The organism is Streptomyces sp. NBC_01381, from assembly GCF_026340305.1.
Classification (GTDB): domain Bacteria; phylum Actinomycetota; class Actinomycetes; order Streptomycetales; family Streptomycetaceae; genus Streptomyces.
Genome location: NZ_JAPEPI010000001.1, coordinates 3,176,593 through 3,196,491, shown reverse-complemented (window position 1 = coordinate 3,196,491; position 19,899 = coordinate 3,176,593). Strand labels below are relative to the sequence as shown.

Here is a 19,899-nt window from a genome sequence, read left to right as displayed (position 1 = left end):
GGCGGCCCTCGCCCCGCCCGCAGCCTCGCCCTCGCCCGCGCCCCCGGCAGCGCCGCCCCTCACACCGACCTCCGCAACGACACCAGATCCGAAAGCTCCGCATCCGTCAGCTCCGTCAGCGCCGCCTCGCCGCCGCCCAGTACCGCGTCCGCCAACGCCTGCTTGTGGGAGAGGAGTTCGGCGATGCGGTCCTCCACCGTGCCCTCGGCGATCAGGCGGTGGACCTGGACCGGCTGGGTCTGGCCGATGCGGTAGGCGCGGTCCGTTGCCTGGTCCTCTACCGCCGGGTTCCACCAGCGGTCGTAGTGGATGACATGGCCCGCACGGGTCAGGTTCAGGCCCGTGCCCGCCGCCTTCAAGGAGAGGAGGAACACCGGGGCCTCGCCCGACTGGAAGCGGTCCACCATCGCCTCGCGCCGCGGCACCGGCGTACCGCCGTGCAGGAACTGGGTGCCGATGCCGCGCGACGCCAGATGCGATTCGAGGAGGCGGGCCATCTCCACGTACTGCGTGAAGATCAGCACCGCCCCGTCCTCGGAGAGGATCGTGTCCAGGAGTTCGTCCAGGAGTTCCAGTTTGCCCGAGCGCGGGCGGCCTGCGCGGGTCATGATCGCGGCGTCCTTCAGGTACTGCGCCGGGTGGTTGCAGATCTGCTTCAGGGCCATGAGCAGCTTCATGACCAGGCCGCGGCGTGCGATGCCCTCCGACGCCTCGATGTGGGCCAGGGTCTCGCGTACGACCGCCTCGTAGAGCGACGCCTGTTCGCGGGTGAGGCTGACGGGGTGGTCCGTCTCCGTCTTCGGCGGCAGCTCCGGGGCGATGCCCGGGTCGGACTTCTTGCGGCGGAGAAGGAAGGGGCGGACCAGGCGGGACAGGCGGTCCAGCGCCTCGTCGTTCTCGGCGGTCTCGCCGCCCTCCACCAGGCGGGCGTAGCGCGCGCGGAACGCCTTGAGCGGGCCGAGCAGGCCCGGTGTGGTCCAGTCGAGCAGGGCCCAGAGTTCGGAGAGGTTGTTCTCGACGGGGGTGCCGGTCAGGGCGACGCGCGCCGCCGAGGGGATCGTACGCAGCGCCTTCGCCGTCGCCGCGTGCGGGTTCTTGACGTGCTGGGCCTCGTCCGCGACCACCAAACCCCAGGAGCAGGACGCCAGTTCGGACGCGCTCGTACGCATCGTTCCGTACGTCGTGAGGACGAAGCCGCCCCCCAGGTCGCCTTCGAGGCTGCGGCCCGCGCCGTGGAAGCGGCGCACCGGCACGCCCGGCGCGAAGCGCTCGATCTCCCGCTGCCAGTTGCCGAGCAGTGAGGCCGGGCAGATCACCAAGGTCGGCTCGGGGCGGGCGCGGTGCAGATGGAGGGCGATCAGGGTGACCGTCTTGCCGAGGCCCATGTCGTCGGCGAGGCAGCCGCCGAGGCCGAGCGATGTCATCCGGTCCAGCCAGGACAAGCCCCGGAGTTGGTAGTCGCGCAGGGTCGCGGCGAGGGCGGGTGGCTGGGGGACGGGGTGCAGCTCGTCGGTCAGGCGTCCGCGCAGCCGGGCGAGCGCGCCGATCGGCACGGCATCGACCCGCTCGCCGTCCACCTCGGCGCCGCCCGTCAGCGCGACGGACAGCGCGTCCACCGGGTCGAGCAGGCCCAGGTCCCGCTTGCGTGCCTTGCGTACGAGTTCGGGGTCGACCAGAACCCATTGGTCACGGAGGCGTACGACGGGGCGGTGCGCCTCCGCGAGGACGTCCATCTCGGCTTCGGTGAGCGGATCACCGGCCCCGCCGGATCCGTCTGCTCCGTCGGCCCCCTCTGATCCCAGCGCCAACTGCCAGCGGAATTCGAGGAGTTGCTCGGTCTTGAAGAAGTCGAAGTTGTCGGCCGCGGTTCCGGGCGCGGGGCGTACGACAGCCGTCGCCGTCAGGCCACGCGTCAGCTCGCGGGGCCAGTGCACGGCCACGCCCGCCGCGCCGAGCCGGGCCGTGGCCGCGCCGAGCAGTTCGTACAACTCCTCCTCGCTCAGCGGCAGTACGTCAGGCAGCGGCCGTTCGAGGAGCCGGGCGAGCGGCGGCCAGACGCGGGCGGCGCGGCGCACGGCGAGGAGCGTGTCGACGCGGGCGCGCGGCCCGAAGTGGTCGGCCCCCGCCCAGAGTTGGGCGGCGTCCGCGACGAGCGTGGGGTCGGCGAGGCTGTGCACCTGAACCACCGCCGCGGCCGCGCCCTCACCGCCACCGGAGGCTTCGCCCTCGGCAGGGTCCGCCCTGTCGAACACCTCGTGCGCCCGCAGATCGAGCCGCAGCGACACCCGCACCCCGGCGTCCATCCCGGCCGCCACCTCCGCGGCCCACTCCCGCGCACCCGGCAGCCGCTGCGGCTCGCGCGCGGCGAAGGGCGCCCCGACGGCGTGCGCCGCGGCGGGCGTACGGGGCAGGGCGTCCACCACCGCGTCGACGAAGGCCCTGACCAGGGCGAGCCGCTCGGGCAGCAAGAGGGGCCTGCTGCCGGGCAGCGGTACGGCGTGCGCCTGCGCGGGCATGGCCGCGGCGATCGCCCGCAGCTGCGTGACGTCGGCCTCGTCAAGGGGTCCCGCCCGCCAGGCGTCGAGATCGCCGCCGGTGAGACCGGGCAGCAGCCGCCCCCGCGCGGCCAGGTGCATCGCGTGCCGGGCGGCGGCGGCCCAGCAGGCGACGGCGGGGTGCAGGCGCGGGTACGGGTACGGGTGCGGGTGCGGGTGCGGGTGCGCGGCCACCGGCTCGGCCCGCAGGAGCAGCGGCACCGCGTCCGCCACGGGCAGGATCAGCGCGGGAACGGTGCGCGTACGGACACCCTTGCCGTGTCGGCGTACGACGCGGATCTCATCCTCGGCTGCGCGGGACAGGCCCGCGTCCACCCCTGGGGCCGGAAGACCCCCGCTCGGAAGCCCCGCCCCCGCACCCCCGACCGGCAGCTCCCCCTCCGGCGCCCAGAACGCGATCCGCCCCTCCCGCGGCACCTCGGCCGGCAGAAAGACAGCAGCGCAGGACCTCAGCAGCTCACGGACCTCCGGGGGCACGAGGGTGTCGCCGGCGCCCGCGGCAGCGTCCCGCACCCGCACCGCCCTCACGTTCACCGCCTCGCTCACCCTCAGCCACCCTCACGTCATTCCCGAAAGCCACCCTAAGTCAGCAGGTCGACCACCTCGGGATGAACGCTGGTAGGAAACTTTCCTAACAATAGTTCGCCCCGCGATATTGACGCGCACATGTCGTCTCGACAAGATGCCTGCGGAACGGTCCCCACACCGCTCACGGCCCCCACGCCGATCTAGGAGACGGACATGCCGCCCACCCCCCGCGCCATGAACACCCGTACAAACAAGGCCCGTACAAACAAGGCCCGTACAAACACGGCCCGCACAAGCAAGACCCGTACGAAGAAGGCCCGTTGGGCCATCCCCCTCGCCGCAGGCGCGTCGCTCGCGCTGGTCGGCGGGGTGCTGCTCTGGTCCCCGGCCGACGAGGCCGACGCCGCACCGACCGGCAAGGGCGCGAAGGCGGCGTTCACCGCGGTCGCCGCCGGCGACATCGCCGAACAGTGCACCGAGGGCGACAGCGGCTGCGAGCACCCCAAGACCGCCGCGCTCGTCGAGAAGCTCAACCCGTCCTTCGTGATGACGATGGGCGACAACCAGTACGACGACGCCCGGCTGCGGGACTTCGAGAAGTACTACGACACCAGCTGGGGCGCGTTCAAGGACAAGACCCGCCCGACCCCGGGCAACCACGAGACGTACGACCCGGAAGGCGCGCTCGCCGGCTACAAGTCGTACTTCGGCGACGTGGCCTACCCCAAGGGCGAGAGCTACTACAGCTACGACCAGGACAACTGGCACTTCATCGCGCTCGACTCCAACAGCTTCGACGACGACGCGCAGATCGAGTGGCTCAAGGCCGACCTCGCCGCCAACTCCAAGAAGTGCGTGGCCGCTTACTGGCACCATCCGCTCTTCTCCTCCGGCGAGCACGGCAACGACCCGGTCAGCAGGCCGATCTGGAAGATCCTGTACGACAACAAGGCCGAGCTGGTGCTCAACGGCCACGACCACCACTACGAGCGGTTCGCCCCGCAGAACGCGGACGGCGAGGCCGACGAGAACGGCATCGTCGAGCTGCTCGGCGGCATGGGCGGCGCCAACCCGTACAAGATCGAGGAAGTGCAGCCCAACAGCGAGAAGCGGCTGACCAAGACCTTCGGCGTGGTGAAGCTGGACTTCACCGACACCGGCTTCTCCTGGGACCTCGTCGGCACGGACGGCGCGACGAAGGACAGCAGCCCGTCCTACGAGTGCCACTGAACCGGCGGGATGTATCTGGCATCCACCGACGCGGTCGCGAAGGCCAAAGCGAAAACCAAGCCCGAAGCCGAAGCCGAAGCCGCCCCCGAAGGGGCGGCGGAAGCCAAGGCCGAGGGCAAGGCCAAGCGCGGCCGCGTCGCCGGGCCCGTCATCGCCCTCGGCGCGGTCAGCCTGGTCACCGACATCTCCTCCGAGATGGTCACGGCGGTCCTTCCGCTCTACTTCGTGCTCCAACTCGGGCTCTCTCCCCTCCAGTTCGGCTTCCTCGACGGCCTCTACAACGGCGTAACCGCCTTCGTGCGGCTCCTCGGCGGTTACGCCGCCGACCGCGGCGGACGGCACAAGCTCGTCGCGGGCGGCGGTTACGCGCTCTCCGCGCTCTCCCGGCTCGGCCTGCTCCTCGCGGGCGGGGCCACGGCCGGGATCGGCGCGGCGCTCGCGGCGGACCGCATCGGCAAGGGGGTGCGCACCGCGCCGCGCGACGCGCTGATCTCGCTCAGCAGCCCGCCGGACACCCTCGGCCGCGCCTTCGGCGTGCACCGGGCGATGGACACGACGGGCGCGCTGCTCGGTCCGCTCGCCGCGTTCGCGCTGCTGTGGGCGACGGCGGACGCGTACGACGCCGTGTTCGTGGTCAGCTTCTGCTTCGGGCTGCTCGGGGTGCTCATGCTGGTCGCGTTCGTACCGGGGCGGCACGACGCCACCCTCGTCGCCGCCACCCGCCGGGAGCCTTCAACCACCAAGCGGGGAAGGGTCGTTGACCTCGTGCGCATCCCCGCGTTCCGGCGCGTCCTCGGGGCGGCGGCGCTGCTCGGCGCGGCCACCATCGGCGACGCCTTCCTGTATCTGCTGCTCCAGCGGCGGCTCGACTTCGCGGTCAGCTGGTTCCCGCTGCTGCCCCTGGGCGCCGCCGCCGTCTATCTGCTGCTCGCGGTGCCCGCGGGGCGGCTCGCCGACCGTGTGGGCCGCCGCGTCCCGTTCCTGGCCGGGCACGCGGCGCTGCTCGGCGGGTACGTCCTGCTGCTCTGCCCCACCGACGGCCTGCCTCTGCTCGTCGGCGTACTGCTGCTGCTCGGCATCTTCTACGCCGCCACCGACGGCGTCCTGATGGCGCTCGCCACGCCCGTGCTGCCGCGGGGGCGCAGGGCGAGCGGCATGGCGGTGCTCCAGACGGGCCAGGCCCTGGCCCGCCTTGTCGCCGCGGCCGGCTTCGGCGCGGCGTGGACGCTGTGGGGCATCGGCCCCGCGCTGACCTGCGCGGTGCTCGCCCTCACGGTGGCGCTGGCGGGGGCGGCGCTGCTGCTTCCCCGCACCGGAAGCCTCCAGAACCCCGAAAGGCAGGCATGACCGCGCAACCACCCTCCCTGCGCGCCCGGATCATCGCCGTGTCCGCGGCGGCGGCCGTCCTCGCCACGGTCGCCGTCGCCTACACGCTGCACGCCGCCGGGCGCGCCCAACCGGCCGCCGCCGCATCGGAGTTCGCCCTCGACACCGGGCAGCTGTACTTCCGCAGCTCGGAGGCCGGTGCGGGCCGCGTCGCCCGCACCGCCCTGCCGTCCGGCAAGGGGCCGCGCACCACGGGCGGCCCCTCCTGCGAGCGGTTCTACGCCGCCGGTGGCACCGCCGTGTGCCTGCAGCGCCGCTCGGGGATCCCGCCCAAGTCGTACGCCGTGGTCCTGGACGACAGGCTCAAGGAGAAGCGCCGTATCGCACTCACCGGCATCCCCAACCGGGCCCGGGTCTCGGCATCGGGCCGGATGCTGTCGTGGACGATGTTCGCGACCGGCGACTCCTACGCGGGCTCGTCCTTCTCGACCCGTACGTCGATCCTGGACACCCGAACCGGCTATCTCATCAAGAACATGGAGGAGATCCCCCTCACCCTCGACGGCCGCCGCTACCACTCCCCCGACGTCAACTACTGGGGCGTCACCTTCGCCAAGGACGACAACCGCTTCTACGCGACCGTGTCGACGAAGGGGAAGACGTACCTCGTCCAGGGCGACATGAAGAAGTGGGCGGCGCGCACCCTGCGCACCAACGTCGAGTGCCCGTCCCTCTCCCCCGACAACACCCGCATCACCTTCAAGAAGCGTGTACGGAAGGGCACTTCGGACCCGTGGCGCCTGTACGTGCTCGACCTGCGGACGATGCGCGAGCGCCCGCTCGCCGAGTCCCGCAACGTCGACGACCAGGCGGCCTGGCTCGACGACGACACCCTCGCGTACGCGCTTCCCGGCAAGGAGGGCCGCAAGCAGGACATCTGGACGACACGGGCGGACGGCGAAGGTAAGCCGAACCTCCTTGTAGAGGGCGGGACTTCACCGTCCGCGGTGCGCTGACCTCATACGCGGGCGGTCCCTCACGCGAGGAACTCCGCGACGGGCGCGACGAATCCCTCCGCGTCGTCGAGCCACGGAAAGTGCCCCGCGCCCGGCCGCACGACGAGCGTCGCGTCCGGGAACAGCGCGGCGACCTCCGCCACGGCGGCCGGCGGCGCGCCCAGGTCGAACTCCCCGGCGACCACGAGGACCGGCGCCCCGAACTCGGCGAGCGCCGCGCGCGTGGCCTCGGGCTCAAACGCGCCCTCGGCGCCGAAAGCCTCGGTGACGGCCGGGTTCTGCTGGCCGGCCTCCGCCGCCTGGTGCGCCTGCGCCGCCGCGTCCCAATTGCCGTACGAGAAAGGCGCGATGGCCTGCCAGCTGTCCGCCGTGGCGTTGCCGGACACGATGGCTTCGAGGGCCGCGAAGGCCTCCGGGAACCAGGGCTCGTCCTTGCGGAGCAGCGCGGTCTCGCGCCGGGTCGCACCGTCGATGGCGACGCCGACGGCCCTGGTGCTCGGCGTGACCAGGACGAGCCTGCCGACCCGCTCGGGGTGGCGGGCCGCGTACTGGACGGCGATGTTCGCACCCGCGCTGTGCCCGAGCAGATCGATGCGGTCGAGCCCGAGGTGCTCGCGCAGGGCCTCGACGTCGTCGACGAGCCGGTCGCACCGGCAGGACGCGAGATCCTGCGGCAGCGCGGACTCCCCCGTGCCCCGGATGTCCAGCATGATCAATTGCCGGTGGGCGGACAGACCGCCGAGCTCACCGAGGTACACGGAGTCCTGCGGACCGCCGGGCAGGCAGATGAGCGGGGCGCCGGCGTCGTCGCCGTACACGTGATGGGAGAGGTCCGTGCCGTCATGGGCGGGGAAGAGGGGCATGGCGGCGATCCTTACAGCGCTGCTCGGGCCAGGGCAAGCGAATAGCCCGCCCGCCCCTCTCCGCCCCCTCTCCGCCCCCTCGGCGCCACCGAATTCGGATGCGTACGGCCGTCCTGCTCCCGCACGATCAGGGGCATGACCCTCATTCACCGCACCACGGTCCCCACCCTCTTCCCGCCACCCGGATACGCCCACGCCGCCGTCGTCGAGGCAGGCGCCCGCCTCGCCTTCATGGCGGGCTCCGTGCCGCTCGACCCCGAGGGGAACCTCGTGGGGGACGGCGACGTGCCCCGGCAGACCGCGCAGGTCATCGCCAACCTCGACGAGGCGCTGCGCGCGATCGGCAGCGATCTCTCCCTGGTGGTGGCCAGCACGGTGTACGTCGTCGGCGACGAACCCGGCGTCCTGAGCGAGGCGTGGGAGGTCGTGAGCGCCTCCGCCCTGCACGCGGGCCCGCACACGTCGACGCTTCTCGGCACCACGTGCCTCGGGTACCGCGGCCAGCTGGTGGAGATCACTGCCACGGCCGTCGTGCCGGAGCCCGCCGCCGGTCCCTAGGCGGCTCGCTGAGCGCTCCGCGGGGAGTGCGGTATTGAACCCGCGGGCCGGTGGGGGCTGGTCGCGCCCACGCGGCGGAGCCGCATATGTCACAGCCCCGCGCCCCTTACGGGGCCGCCGCCGGCGGCGTGACGCAGTCGAGGATCACCTGGCCCAGCGGTGTCGTGTGCACGCCTGCGACACGCAGCCCGCTGTCGGAGGTCAGCGCCGCGTACTCGTCGACGCCGCGTTCCCGGCCGCCCGCGAGGACCAGCATGCGCAGGTCCATCTCCGCGAAGGACGCCGGGTCGTCGGCGGACGTCTCGATGACGACGACCCGGCCGTGCTCCCCGGCCGCCTCCGCACACCGGCGCAGGACGGCACGGGCCTGCGTGTCGCCCCAGTCGTGCACCACTCCGCTGAGGATGTACACGTCCGAACCTGCGGGCAGGGGGTCGAAGAAGCTCTGCCCGACGATCTCGCACCGGTCCGCGAGGCCGCGCGCGGCGAGGAACTCCCGGCCCCGCTCGGCGGTCTCGGGGAGGTCGAGCAGGGTGGCCCGCAGGTCCAGGTGGGTCGCGAGCACCTCGGCGAGCAGCGCGCCGGCGCCGCCGCCGACATCGGTCACGTGCCGGGCCGAGGACCAGTCGTAGCCTCCGGCCGCGTCCGCCACGAAGGCCGCGCCGGACGACATGGTGGCGTCGAAGGAGGCCGCCATGTCCGGATGCGCCGCCAGATAGGGCCAGAACGGGGCGCCGAAGACCTTCTGCCAGGCGGGCTCCCCGGTGCGGACGGTGTGCATCAGGCCGGTGAACGCCAGGTCCATCGTGCCGCCGAAACCGTCGAGGTCGAGCCAGCTCCGCAGCTGTGCCGGGTGACCGGAACGCAGCAGCTCCGCGGTGCCGTTGAGCCCGAAGCGCCCGGGCTCCGGCTCGGTGAAGACGCCGTGGCACACCAGGTGCCGCAGCATCCGGCCGAGCGCGTCCCGATCGGTCCCCGAGCGCCGGGCGAGGTCGTCGATCGGCCCGGAGCCGTCGGCGATCAGGTCGGCGATGCCCAGCGTGGCGGCCGTCCGCAGGGCCATGGGGGTGATCAGGTCCATCAGCGGCCCGATGGTCCGCCAGGCCCGCAGTGCACTGTCGCCCTCGCTCGCCGGGTCCTGCGGGTCCTGCGGGTCCTGCGGGGCCGTCCCTGTCATGGTCGTCTCCCTTCGTCCACGCGCCTCGGAGCGCTCAGCTCTTGGCCCGGCTCGCAAGGCCCAGCGCATACTGCGGCCACCATTCTCCCGCCTCCGGCCCGCCCCGGCAGGTGCCGTCGGACTCACCGGGGCGCTTGATCCACAGGTAGGCGTCGAGCGCGAGGTCGCCGGTGAGGGTGGTGGGCGGGGTGCCGAGGGCGCGGCCCGGCGGGTTGCACCAGGTCGATCCGTCGCCGGTGTAGGGGCCGTTGCCGTTGCGGCTGCTGTCGACGACGAAGTGCTTGGCGCCGCCGATGCTGGCCGCGAGGCGATGCCCGTACGCCGAACTAACCGCGTCGGTCTGGTAGTTGGACACGTTGAGCGCGAAGCCGTCGGCCTTGGCGATCCCGGACTGCCGCAGCGGGGTGACCAGGCGCTCCTCATCGGGGATCCAGTCGGCGTTGCCCGCGTCGAGGTACACCTTGGTGTTCGGGCGGGCCTTGAGGCGGTCGACGGCGTGCGCGAGCAGCGCGTACCGCTCCCCGGCGTCGGCCATGTCACAGCCCGCCACCTCCCGCGCGACGGCGTCCGGTTCGACGATCACGTACGCGGCACGGTCGCCGATCGCCGCCGCGAACTCCTCGATCCACAGCCGGTACTCCGCCGCGCTCGCCGCGCCGCCCCGGGAGTGGTCGCCGCAGTCGCGGTGCGGAATGTAGTACGCGACGAGTACGGGGACGCGCCCCGCGCCGGCCGCCGCCCCCGTGACCGCACGGACTCTTGGTCCCGGCCCCTCGTCGTGCAGCCACACGGCCTGGGCGCGGCCGCCGATGCGGTCCATGAGCAGCGCTTCGGAGGTGTGACCCTGGCGTCGCCACTCGGCCGCCTGGAGGGCGGCGGAGCTGTCCGGTTCGACCCAGAAGGCGGTGTCCTGCGGCACGGACTCGGACGCCCCCAGAGCTCCGGGAGTCCCGGGCGCGCCAGCGCACCCGCTAGCCGCCGCGCCGAGCAGCAGCGCGGCGGCCAGGAGCCCGGAGCGGACGGTACGGCGAAGGGCGGCGCGGGGACGGGGTCGGGCCCCGCCGGACCGGACGGTCGGCTGCGACACCGGGCACCTCCAGTTGCTCGGCGCCGGACCTGCCCGGCGCCTTGCACGGAGTCTGCGGTGGCCCGGCCCGCGCAGCGCACTGTCCCCCGCCGTTCGCGCCACAGATCGTTCCCGAACATCACTCCGACGGCGGCGGCGCCCAAGTTCGGCTCTTCGGCAGGGGTTTGGCATATCCGCCGATCCGGCTGGTGGTCAGGCCGAGCCCGACGAGCGACTCGGCCAGCTTCACGGCGGCGGCCACACCGTCGACCACCGGCATGTCGAGCGCGGCGCCGACCTTCTCCTGCAGCCCGGTCATCCCGGCGCAGCCGAGCACCAGAACCTCGGCCCCCGCGTCCCGCGCCCGCCCGGCGGCGGCGAGGAAGGCGCGCAGGGTGGCCTCCTCGTCCTTTAGGTCGAGGACGCCGCGCCCGGTGCCGACGACGGCCGCGCAGTTCCGGGCGACGCCCGCCGCGTGCAGGCTGTCCTCGATCTGGCCGCGGGCCCGGTCGAGGGTGGTGACGACGCCGTACCGCCGCCCGAGCAGACAGGCCAGATGGGCGGCCGCCTCGGTGATGTCGACGACGGGCACGTCGAGCAGCTCCCGGGCGCCCTCGCGTCCGTGCTCACCGAAACCGGCCATGACCACGGCGTCGTACGAACCCTCGTAACCACGCAAGGTGTCGAGGACGGCGGCCGCCGAGAGATAGCTGTCGAGCCACCCCTCGGCGGACTCGGGGCCCCAGGCGGGGGTGAGCCCGGTGATCGTGGTGCCCGGGGCGGCCGCGTCCCGGGCGCCGCGCACGATCTCCTCGGTCATCGACCGCGTGGTGTTGCAGTTGGTGACGACGATGCGCACTTAGCCCTCCACCTCGGCCGGGGCCTCGGCGGACTCGACGGACTCGACGGCCGAAGCGGTCCGCTCCGAGCGGCACAGCGCGCCGTACAACAGCGCGGCCGTCGCGGTCCCGATGAACCACGAGTACGGGGCCACGTAGTCGAAGAACGGAACCAGCGCGCACACCGCCGCGAAGCCCGCCGTCGGCAGGAAGGCCGCGAGCGCCTTGGGGTTGACGCCCTTCTTGTAGTAGTACGGCGATCCCGGCTCGGCCTTGAAGAGCGCCTCGGTGTCGATGCGGCCGCGCTTCACCCAGAAGTAGTCGACGGCGATGATGCCGAACAGCGGCCCGAGGAAGGCGCCGAGCCCCCCGAGGAAGTAGTTCACGACGGTCGGGTTGGAGTACAGGTTCCACGGCGTGACAAGGAGCGCGGCGACCGTGGAGATGAGTCCGCCGATCTTGAAGGTGATCTTCTGCGGCCAGACATTGGCCAGGTCGTACGCGGGCGAGACGAAGTTGGCGACGATGTTCACGCCCATCGTGGCGACGGCGAAGGTGAGCGCCCCGAAGATCAGCACCCAGGTGTTGCCGATCTCGGCGACGAGTTCGGCGGGATCGGTGATGGCCTTCCCGAAGACTTCCAGGCTCCCGGCCGTGACCACGACCGACAGGATCACGAAGGCGGTCGAATTGATGGGCAGTCCCCAGAAGTTGCCGCGCTTGACGGTGCGGTAGTCGGAGGCGAAGCGCGAGAAGTCGCAGAAGTTGAGCATCAGCGTGCCGTAGGTGGCGAGGATGAGCCCGATGGCGCCGAACCACTGCCGCACCTGCTCGCCCGTGGAGACGGGGTTCGGGGTGCTGGTGAGCGAGATGGTCCAGCCGGCCTTCCAGAGGATCCACACGGCGAGGGCGATCATCACGACCCAGATGGCGGGCCCGCAGAAGTCCTGGAACTTCCGTACGGACTCCATGCCCTGGGTCATGATCAGCCCCTGCACCAGCCAGAGGGCGACGAAGGAACACCAGCCGAGCGCGTGCAGCCCGAGGAAGGAGCCCTCGGTCCACGACTCCAGGCCCGGGAAGGCGGCGATGAGCATCACGTTGACCGCGATGGAGGCCAGATAGGTCTGGATTCCGTACCACATGATGGCGATCACGGCCCGGATAAGGGCGGGGATGTTGGCGCCCCAGACACCAAAGCTGATGCGGCTGACCACGGGGAACGGCACGCCGTGGCGCTGGCCGATGCGCCCCATCATGTTCATTCCGGCGTAGATCAGTACGAAGCCGACGAGCAGCGAGGTGAAGATCTGCCAGACGTTGAGCCCGAGCACCAACAGGCCTGCGGCGAAGGTGTAGTTGCCGAGGTTGTGGACGTCGGACATCCAAAGGGCGAAGAGGTCGAAGACCTTCCACTTGCGTTCGGCGGTGGGGGCGAGGTCTTCGTTGGTGAGCCGGGGATCGGGGACGAAGTCGTGCGTCGCGCCGGGGGAGTCGGCGCGCTGGGCGAGGGACACGGGGCCTCCTGAGCTGGGGACGGAGGTGCGGCATCTTTGGTATACCAAAGTTTGGTATACCAAAGTGCCGCCATAGTCCCGCCCCCGGCGGCGCCCGGCAATGTCCGTACGGTTACGAATCGGTAAATCGATGCCGGGTTCGGCAATGATGGACACCATGACGACCGTGGAGCAGCCGCTGGGCGCCGTACGCGAACGCGTGCTCGCCGAGCTGCGGCAGGAGATCATCGCCGGACGCCTCGGCCCGGGCGACCGCCTGGTCGAACGCGAACTCGCCGACCGCCTGGGGGTGTCCAGGGTCCCGGTGCGCGAGGCGATCCGGGCGCTGGTCGCCGAGGGCTTCATCACCTTCGAGACGCCGCGCAGGACCGTGGTGCGCCGGCTGACCCGCACCGACGTCACCGAACTCTTCGAACTGCGCGAGGCGTTGGAGGTCTTCGCCGCGGGGCGCGCGGCACAGCGGGCCACCGAGGAGGGCCTCGCGGAGCTTTCGGCCCTCCTCGACAGCGCGGCGGAGGCGACCCGCACGGCGGACGCCGAGGCGATCACGGACATCAACACCCGCTTCCACGACCGCATCCTGGCGATGGCGGGCAACAGCCTGCTGACGTCCGTCATGGAACCGGTCGACGGGCGGCTTCGGTGGATGACGCGGCGAAACGAGGAGTGGGCACACCTGCTTGAGGAACACCGTGAGCTGTACGAGGCGGTGGCGTCGGGGGATGCGGAGCGCGCACGGGCGCATGCGCTGGTCCATGTGCGGACCAACTACCGCTCCACGGTGTGGCATCTCTTCGGCGAGGAAGAGGAAGCGGACTGACCGAGAAAGCGGACTGACCGAGGAAGCGGACTGACCGAGGAAGCGGACTGACGCCGGCCAACCTCAGGTCACCGCCGCCCCCAGCGCCACAAACCCGCAGATGAGCACGGACAGCACCGCCAGCAGCGGCCACACGAACCGCAGGTACTTGTCGTAGCCGACCTTCGCGAGCGCGACGCCGCCGATGGTCACCGCCGTGGTCGGAACCCACAGGTTCATCCAGCCGCTGGCCGACTGCCAGGCCGTGACGACGACCGCGCGCGAGACCCCGGCGAAGTCGGCGAGCGGGGCGAGGATCGGCATGGCGAGGGTGGCATGCCCGGAGGTGGAGGGGATCAGGAAGGCGAGGGGCAGGTTCACGATGAAGACGATGATCGCGAACAGGCTCGACGACGTGCCCTTGACCACCCCCTCGATCGAGTGGAGCACGGTGTCCGTGATCTTCGAATTGTTCATGATCGTCGTGACGCCGCGGGCCAGCAGGATGACAAGCGCCGGCGAGACGAAGTCGGCCGCGCCCTGGATGATCGTCGAGCTGAGCTTCTGCTCCCCCATCCGCGCGACGAGCCCGACAAGGACCGCCGCGCACAGGAACAGGGCGGCCAACTCCGGGAAGGACCAGCCCAGTTCGAAGCCGTACGGCTCGGCGTCCGCGTCGCCGGTGAGCGCGCTCCGCCACGGCACCACCGAGAAGATCATGAAGGCGAAGACGAGCGCGGTCACGATGAGCACCGCCTTGTGCAGACCGGTGAGCTCGGGCACCTCCGCCGCCCCCGCCGAGGCCTGCTCCTGGTCCCGGTCGCCGGGCAGGAACCCGGAGAGCGAGCGCTCCGGGCTGCGCTGGACGCGCCTGGCGTAGCGGATGACGTAGGCGACCGTCACGGCCGTCAGGACGATCCACATGGCGAAGCGCAGCACGATGCCGTCGCCGAGCGAGATGTCGGCGGCGGACGAGGCGACGCCCGTCGCGAAGGGGTTCACCGTCGAGCACAGGACGCCGACACCCGCGCCGAGGATGATCGCGCCGACGGCGGTCATGCGGTCGTATCCGAGCGCGAGCATCAGCGGCACGATCAGGCCGTAGAAACCCAGCGTCTCCTCCGCGAACCCCTCGACCGTGCCGAGGACGGAGAAGACGACCATGACACCGGCGATGAGCAGCGCCCCGCGATCGCGCAGCCGGTGCGCGAGCCGACCGATGCCACGGTCGAGCGCGCCGGTGGCGAAGACGACGGTGATGAAGGCACCGATGGCGAGTACGAAGAGGAAGACCCCCGCGCTGCCGTACAGCGCGCCGACGTTGTCCGGCGCGACCAGCGAGGTCTTCTCGTCCTGGATGCCGTAGAGGCCGTTGACCGGGGCGAGGAAGAGGTCGCCCAGCCGGTCGACGAACGACTGGCCGGAGTCGACCCGGTGGTAGGTGCCCTGGACGGGAGCGCCCGAGTCGTCGCGGTCGTACTGGCCGGACGGGATGAGGAAGGCGAGCAGCCAGACGGCCACGGTGACGATCGCGAGGACCGTCAGCGCGCTGGGGAAGGTGAACTTCCCTTTCCGCGCGGGCTCTTCGGTACCCGGTTCGGGATCCGTATCGGTCGTGCTCACGCGGCGCCGCCCCCGGCCGGGAAGTCGGCGGCGTACTCGCGGACGAAGGCGCACATCGCGACGACCGTGTTGCGCAGCTCGGAGAAGAGGACGCGCTCGTTCGGGGCGTGCAGATTGCACATGCTGTCCTGGGCGCCGAAGAGCAGCACCTCCGCGCCGGGTGCCGCCTTCGCCAGGCCGTTGACCAGCGGGATGGAGCCGCCGGTCGCGACGGACGAGGCGTCCTCGCCCCAGGCCTCCTTGAGCGCGGCACGCGCGGCACGGTAGGCGGGGCCGCCGGTGGCCGCCTCATAGCCGGGGCCGGTGTCGCCGGGCGTGACGGTGAGCGGGACCCCGAACGGCTTGAGCGAGCGCAGGTGGTCGACCAGCTTGGCCTGCGCCTCCTTCGGGTCCTGACGCGGGTGGAAGCGCAGGTTCAGCTTGGCCCTCGCGTACGGCACGACGGCCGAAGCGGCATCCTCCACGCCGGGCGCGTCCAGGCCGATGACGGTGATCGCGGGGCCGCTCCAGAGCCGCTCCCCCAGGCCGCCGCTGCCGACGAGCGGCACCCCGTCAAGCACCCCGGCGAGCTCACGGAACTCCTCCTCGGTGTAACTGGTGCCGCTCCACTCCGCACGCCGCAGCCCCTCCACGGCCACATCCCCGTGTACGTCGTGGAGCGTGGCGAGCGCCTTGAGGAGTACGACCAGGGCGTCGGGCGCCGCCCCGCCGAACTCCCCGCTGTGGCGCGGCTCTTCGAGGGTGCGCACCTCGACGATCACCTCGGAGGCGCCGCGCAGCGCGGTGGTGAGGGTGGGGGTGCCGGGCCGGAGATTGCCGAGGTCGGCGATGACCATGGCGTCACAGGCGAACCGCTCCGGGTCGGTGGGCGGATAGTCGTCGAAGGTGCTGCCGTACTCCTCCTGCCCCTCGATGACGATCTTGATCCCGACGGGCGGCCGCCCCTCGTACGCGCGCAGCATCCCCAGGTGCGCGATCACATTGGACTTGTCGTCCGCGATGCCCCGGGCCCGTAGCCCGCCCTCGATGGGCGTCGGCTCGAAGGGCGGCGACTTCCACAGGCTCTGGTCGCCGGGCGGCTGGACGTCGTAGTGGCCGTAGAGCAGGACCGTGGGTGCGTCGGGGCTCGGCGGCGGGATCTCGCCGTAGATCACGGGCGCGGTGTTCGGCAGATCGAGCCGCTCGACAGTGGGCACCCCCGCACCCCGCAACAGCTCGACGACCAGATCGTGCGCCGCGAACACCGCCTCGGCCGGGAAACCGGGGAAGGCGATCGACGGGATCGCGGCGAGCCGCTCGAGGTCGGCACGGAGCGTGTCCATCAGGTCGTCGACGGTGGCGACGGTGTCTTCGGGCTTCATGGGCGGCACCCCTCGTTCTTCGTCCCGCTTTGCGGCGATCAGCCCGAATTATCGGACCAGGGGACGGGTGCTTCCCGGACGGCTCGCCGTGCGCACGGCGATGCGGCCCTGCTGCCGCCCTGGCCCTTGCCCGCCCGTTGCCCGGCCGTTGTCCCGGTCCCGTCCGCCGGACAGGGTCTAAAGTCGGGGCATGGCTTCGGAGACTTCGAGCGGCGGCAAGGGCAACGGCGGCGCGGCGGGCGCGGGCGAGGGTTCCGTGCGCGTCGACGCCTGGATCTGGTCCGTACGCCTGGTCAAGACCCGCTCGATGGGCGCGGCGGCCTGCAAGGGCGGCCATGTACGGGTCAACGGCGAGCGCGTGAAGCCCGCTTACGGCGTACGCGTGGGCGACGAGGTGCGGCTGCGCCATGCGGGCGGCCGGGAGCACGTCGTCGTGGTCAAGCGCGTCATCCGCAAACGCGTCGGCCCGCCGGTCGCCGTCGAGTGCTACGTCGACAACAGCCCTCCCCCGCCGCCCCGCGAGGCGGTCGCCCCCGCCGGCGTACGCGACCGGGGCACGGGCCGCCCCACGAAGCGCGACCGCCGCGACATGGAGCGGCTGCGGGGCCTGGAGGGCTGAGCGCTCCGCGGGTAGTGCGGTGATGAACCCGCGGGCCGGTGGGGGCTGGTCGCGCCCACGCGGCGGAGCCGCATATGTCACAGCCCCGCGCCCCTTACGGGGCACACCCGACTACCCCGCAACCGCCCGCACCCAGATCCCGTCCTCCGTCAGGTACTTGTCCACCTTCAGGCCCGCCTCCGCCAGCGCCTCCTCGAACTGTTCCTTCGTCATGGGGCGGGCGAGGAACGTCTGGGTCCACTGGGCGTCCGGGAAGATGTACTCCGCGCGCACCCTGTTCACTCCGTCGCCCACCGGGTCCGCCGACACGATCCGTACGGTGTAGCCGCCCGGGTCGACCCGCTCCCGCGGCAGGTTCGTGTGGTAGTCCATGCCCTCCCGCTGGATCAGGACGCAGCCGTCGTCCGCCACATGCTTCCGGCACGTCTCCAGCATGCCGTCCCGCACCGCCAGGTCGCCTTCGTGCACGAGGAACGAGCCGAGCATCACCACGTCGAACTTCTCGTCCAGGTCGAGCGACTCGATCGCGCTGCGCACCGTGCGGACCACACCGCCGGGCCCTTCGGTCCGGGCGAGCGCCTCGACCTTCTCCAGCATCTCGGCCGACTCGTCCACCGCCGTCACCCGGAAGCCCCGCTCGATCAGCGGCCGGGTCACCCGCCCCGCCCCGCTGCCCAGTTCCAGAATGTGCGCCCCGGCCGGCACCGCGGCCTCGATGACGTCCGGCTCGTCCCCGACGGCCAGGCGGGTGTACAGGTCCACTGCGCAGCCGTCCGGCGTGATCGCTCCGGGTCCCGTTCCCTCGTGTCCCTCACGCATCTCAGCAGTCATGACCCGTCAACGAAGCGTCCCGCAGGCCCGTTCCCCCCTCATGCTCCTGTCGCACCGGCTACAGCGGGAACCAGCCATGCCCGCCGTACCAATGACCTCCCGCCCGCAGATGGTCACCCACGGCCCTCTCCACGCTGGTCCGGCGCGGCAGTTCGGCCACGGGCAGGCCCCGGTCGCCGAAGACGAAGGCTATGGGGCCGTCGTCGTCCGGCTCCTCCTCATGACCCCGCGCCGCATGGAATCGCTCCTGGAAGCGGACGATGTTCGACTCCGCGGGCAGATATCTCTTCAGCTGTGGGTCGAGCAGCCAGGAGTGGCAGACAGCTGTCTCATACCGTTCCTCCGGGAAGTGGCGCGCGAAGAACTCCCGCGCAAGCGCCAGCGACCGGTCGCATGCCTCCGGCGTCAACGGCCCCCGGAAGTCGGCTATATGGACGTCCAGACAGGGATCGCCCGGGCCCGCCGAGTGCCCCGCGGCGGCGGCCGCCTCTCCCATGCGCGTACCGAGAACGGCACGCTCGAACTGCAGGCGGCCCAACTGGTAGAGCTCGCCCCGGAAATGCAGGCCGAGCCATCCCGGCGCCTTGAGGCCGCGCCCGCCGTGCGCCCTGCGGTGCACCGCCAGATGCCGGCCGAGGTCGGCGAGGGTGCGGCGCGAGATGTCGTCGGGGATGCCGCGGTCGCGGTGATAGGCGCGGACCCGGGGCAGCGCCGCCACAAACACGAACACGAAGAAGCAGCGTCCGAGCTCCCCCAACTCCTGGGGCAGCGCCGGGATCCGTGGCCCCGATCCGGGCTTTCCCATGTCCCGTACGAGTGCCTCGACACAGCGGTCGAGCAGCCATCGCGCGTCGGGATCCTCGATGAGCCGCCCGCGCAGCGCGACCAGGCCGTTGATGTCCTCGTGCCCGACGGCCAGGTCGAGCAGGACCTCCGGCAGGTCGTCGGCGTCCGGGAGCACCGCGCCCGCCCGCGGCGCGCCCGCGCCATCGAGATCCTTCAGCCACGACGCGAGGCTCTCGTCCGTCCTCGCCCGGTCCCTCAGTACGTCCAGCACAGCCTTACCCCCGTTACAGCCGGCACAGCCTTACCCCCGCTCGGCGACGCCGGCGACGCGACGGCGTCGGCGGCACATCTACGATCTTGCCGCCTCCGGCCCTTCCGGACCACCACCCACGGGTGGATCCTGGAGGGTGGAGAAGCAGGTGGAGAGAGGGTGGAGATGACCCTCATGATGCGTACAGGCAGTGAGCCGTTGACCGCGCGCAGTCCGCTGCGGATGCGTTTCTGGTTCAGCGTATGGGGCCTGGTCTGGGCGGTCTTCGGCACCGTCGTCTTCGCGCTCGTGGGACGCCCGCAGTGGGCGGCGGCGTGCGGCGTGCTGTTGCTGGTCGTCACCGTCGACATGGCGGTGGTGGTGCACCGCATCCACCAGGGGCCGCACTACCAGCCGGGCCGCGACATCCCGCCGTACGAGCCGCCGAGAACCGGCTAGCCGCCACTGCTCCCGGCGCTGTTCTCACCGCTGCTCTCGCCGCCGTCGAAGCGGGCCGCCGCCAGATACTCCGGCTGCGGGTCGAGCGCCGCGGCGAGGCGGAAGTGCCGCCGGGCCTGGTCCGGCCTCGCGGCGCGCTCATAGGTGCGGGCGAGCGCGAAGTGGGCGAACGCGTTGTCCGGCTCACGCTCCAGGACGATGCTGAACTCCAGCTCGGCGGCGCGCAGTTGGGCGGCGGCGAAGAAGGCGCGGGCCCTCAGCAGCCGGGCCGCCGTGTTCTCGGGGTGGGCCGCGATGACCGTGTCGAGCAGCTTCACCGCGCCTCGGGGATCGCGCGCGGCAAGGAGCTGCTCCGCCGCACGGAAGTCGATGACATGGGTCTCCGGGGTGATTTCGGGCACGCGTGACTCCTTCCCTCGCTCCACTGTGTCAACGCCCGCCACGCCGACGCCTATTCCGCCGATTCACACGGGTCCCGAACCGCAGAGCTCCGCCC

Annotated in this window: 18 protein-coding genes; 7 read left to right on the top strand and 11 right to left on the bottom strand. The window is 71.8% G+C overall.

The window, feature by feature from the left end; translation table 11 throughout:
* Positions 1–59 precede the first annotated feature (59 nt).
* Positions 60–3,011 (bottom strand): DEAD/DEAH box helicase, encoded by a 2,952-nt coding sequence (locus OG453_RS14990; protein WP_266869869.1) that lies wholly within the window; start codon positions 3,009–3,011, stop codon positions 60–62.
* Positions 3,012–3,296: 285 nt separating this feature from the next.
* On the opposite strand from OG453_RS14990, the gene OG453_RS14985 reads away from it, so the two are divergent.
* From OG453_RS14985 to OG453_RS14975, 3 genes are read left to right on the top strand one after another with little or no spacing between them, the layout of a single operon-like run.
* On the top strand, positions 3,297–4,313 hold the full coding sequence (locus OG453_RS14985; RefSeq protein ID WP_266868144.1) for a metallophosphoesterase: 1,017 nt from the start codon (positions 3,297–3,299) through the stop codon (positions 4,311–4,313).
* 9 nt (positions 4,314–4,322) lie between these two features.
* Complete coding sequence (locus tag OG453_RS14980) at positions 4,323–5,660, top strand: MFS transporter (protein WP_266868143.1); 1,338 nt, start codon at positions 4,323–4,325, stop codon at positions 5,658–5,660.
* Positions 5,657–6,655, top strand: coding sequence for a hypothetical protein (locus OG453_RS14975; protein ID WP_266868142.1), 999 nt, complete (start codon positions 5,657–5,659; stop codon positions 6,653–6,655). The genes OG453_RS14980 and OG453_RS14975 overlap by 4 nt, the downstream gene beginning before the upstream one ends.
* A 20-nt stretch (positions 6,656–6,675) precedes the next feature.
* On the opposite strand, the gene OG453_RS14970 is transcribed toward OG453_RS14975, so the two are convergent.
* A complete protein-coding gene (locus OG453_RS14970) occupies positions 6,676–7,518 on the bottom strand; it encodes an alpha/beta fold hydrolase (protein WP_266868141.1) in 843 nt (280 codons plus the stop codon).
* Positions 7,519–7,653: 135 nt separating this feature from the next.
* Between OG453_RS14970 and OG453_RS14965 the strand changes: the two genes are divergently transcribed.
* The gene (locus tag OG453_RS14965; RefSeq protein WP_266868140.1) at positions 7,654–8,076 is read left to right on the top strand and encodes a RidA family protein; all 423 of its coding nucleotides are present in this window, start codon (positions 7,654–7,656) and stop codon (positions 8,074–8,076) included.
* Between the two features lie 106 nt (positions 8,077–8,182).
* On the opposite strand, the gene OG453_RS14960 is transcribed toward OG453_RS14965, so the two are convergent.
* The 4 genes from OG453_RS14960 to OG453_RS14945 form a co-directional block, all read right to left on the bottom strand.
* The gene (locus tag OG453_RS14960) at positions 8,183–9,253 is read right to left on the bottom strand and encodes a methyltransferase (protein WP_266868139.1); all 1,071 of its coding nucleotides are present in this window, start codon (positions 9,251–9,253) and stop codon (positions 8,183–8,185) included.
* 34 nt (positions 9,254–9,287) lie between these two features.
* A complete protein-coding gene (locus OG453_RS14955) occupies positions 9,288–10,340 on the bottom strand; it encodes a glycoside hydrolase family 6 protein (protein ID WP_266868138.1) in 1,053 nt (350 codons plus the stop codon).
* Between the two features lie 118 nt (positions 10,341–10,458).
* Positions 10,459–11,178, bottom strand: coding sequence for an aspartate/glutamate racemase family protein (locus OG453_RS14950; RefSeq protein ID WP_266868137.1), 720 nt, complete (start codon positions 11,176–11,178; stop codon positions 10,459–10,461).
* Positions 11,179–12,675, bottom strand: a complete 1,497-nt coding sequence (locus OG453_RS14945) for an NCS1 family nucleobase:cation symporter-1 (protein WP_266868136.1) — start codon at positions 12,673–12,675, stop codon at positions 11,179–11,181. It lies immediately after the preceding gene.
* Positions 12,676–12,823: 148 nt separating this feature from the next.
* On the opposite strand from OG453_RS14945, the gene OG453_RS14940 reads away from it, so the two are divergent.
* Positions 12,824–13,495: a GntR family transcriptional regulator gene (locus OG453_RS14940; protein ID WP_266869868.1), complete on the top strand. Its 672-nt coding sequence runs from the start codon at positions 12,824–12,826 to the stop codon at positions 13,493–13,495.
* A gap of 63 nt (positions 13,496–13,558) precedes the next feature.
* Here the strand turns inward: OG453_RS14940 and OG453_RS14935 are convergent, their stop codons facing one another.
* Together OG453_RS14935 and OG453_RS14930 are read right to left on the bottom strand one after the other, a co-directional pair.
* Complete coding sequence (locus OG453_RS14935) at positions 13,559–15,097, bottom strand: YfcC family protein (protein ID WP_266868135.1); 1,539 nt, start codon at positions 15,095–15,097, stop codon at positions 13,559–13,561.
* Positions 15,094–16,458 carry a M20/M25/M40 family metallo-hydrolase gene (locus OG453_RS14930; protein ID WP_266868134.1) on the bottom strand — a complete coding sequence of 455 codons (1,365 nt, stop codon included), beginning with the start codon at positions 16,456–16,458 and terminating at the stop codon, positions 15,094–15,096. The genes OG453_RS14935 and OG453_RS14930 overlap by 4 nt, the downstream gene beginning before the upstream one ends.
* A gap of 190 nt (positions 16,459–16,648) precedes the next feature.
* Between OG453_RS14930 and OG453_RS14925 the strand changes: the two genes are divergently transcribed.
* Complete coding sequence (locus OG453_RS14925) at positions 16,649–17,077, top strand: RNA-binding S4 domain-containing protein (protein ID WP_266868133.1); 429 nt, start codon at positions 16,649–16,651, stop codon at positions 17,075–17,077.
* Between the two features lie 111 nt (positions 17,078–17,188).
* Here OG453_RS14925 and OG453_RS14920 read toward each other — a convergent pair whose 3' ends face one another.
* Complete coding sequence (locus OG453_RS14920; protein ID WP_266869867.1) at positions 17,189–17,896, bottom strand: bifunctional 2-polyprenyl-6-hydroxyphenol methylase/3-demethylubiquinol 3-O-methyltransferase UbiG; 708 nt, start codon at positions 17,894–17,896, stop codon at positions 17,189–17,191.
* A 70-nt stretch (positions 17,897–17,966) separates the two neighbouring features.
* A complete protein-coding gene (locus OG453_RS14915; protein ID WP_266869866.1) occupies positions 17,967–18,869 on the bottom strand; it encodes an acyltransferase domain-containing protein in 903 nt (300 codons plus the stop codon).
* Between the two features lie 261 nt (positions 18,870–19,130).
* Here OG453_RS14915 and OG453_RS14910 point away from each other — a divergent pair, with 261 nt between their 5' ends.
* On the top strand, positions 19,131–19,403 hold the full coding sequence (locus OG453_RS14910) for a DUF6343 family protein (RefSeq protein WP_266869865.1): 273 nt from the start codon (positions 19,131–19,133) through the stop codon (positions 19,401–19,403).
* Here the strand turns inward: OG453_RS14910 and OG453_RS14905 are convergent.
* On the bottom strand, positions 19,400–19,804 hold the full coding sequence (locus OG453_RS14905; RefSeq protein WP_266868132.1) for a tetratricopeptide repeat protein: 405 nt from the start codon (positions 19,802–19,804) through the stop codon (positions 19,400–19,402). The two genes, OG453_RS14910 and OG453_RS14905, sit on opposite strands and share 4 nt — an antisense overlap.
* Between the last annotated feature and the right edge of the window lie 95 nt (positions 19,805–19,899).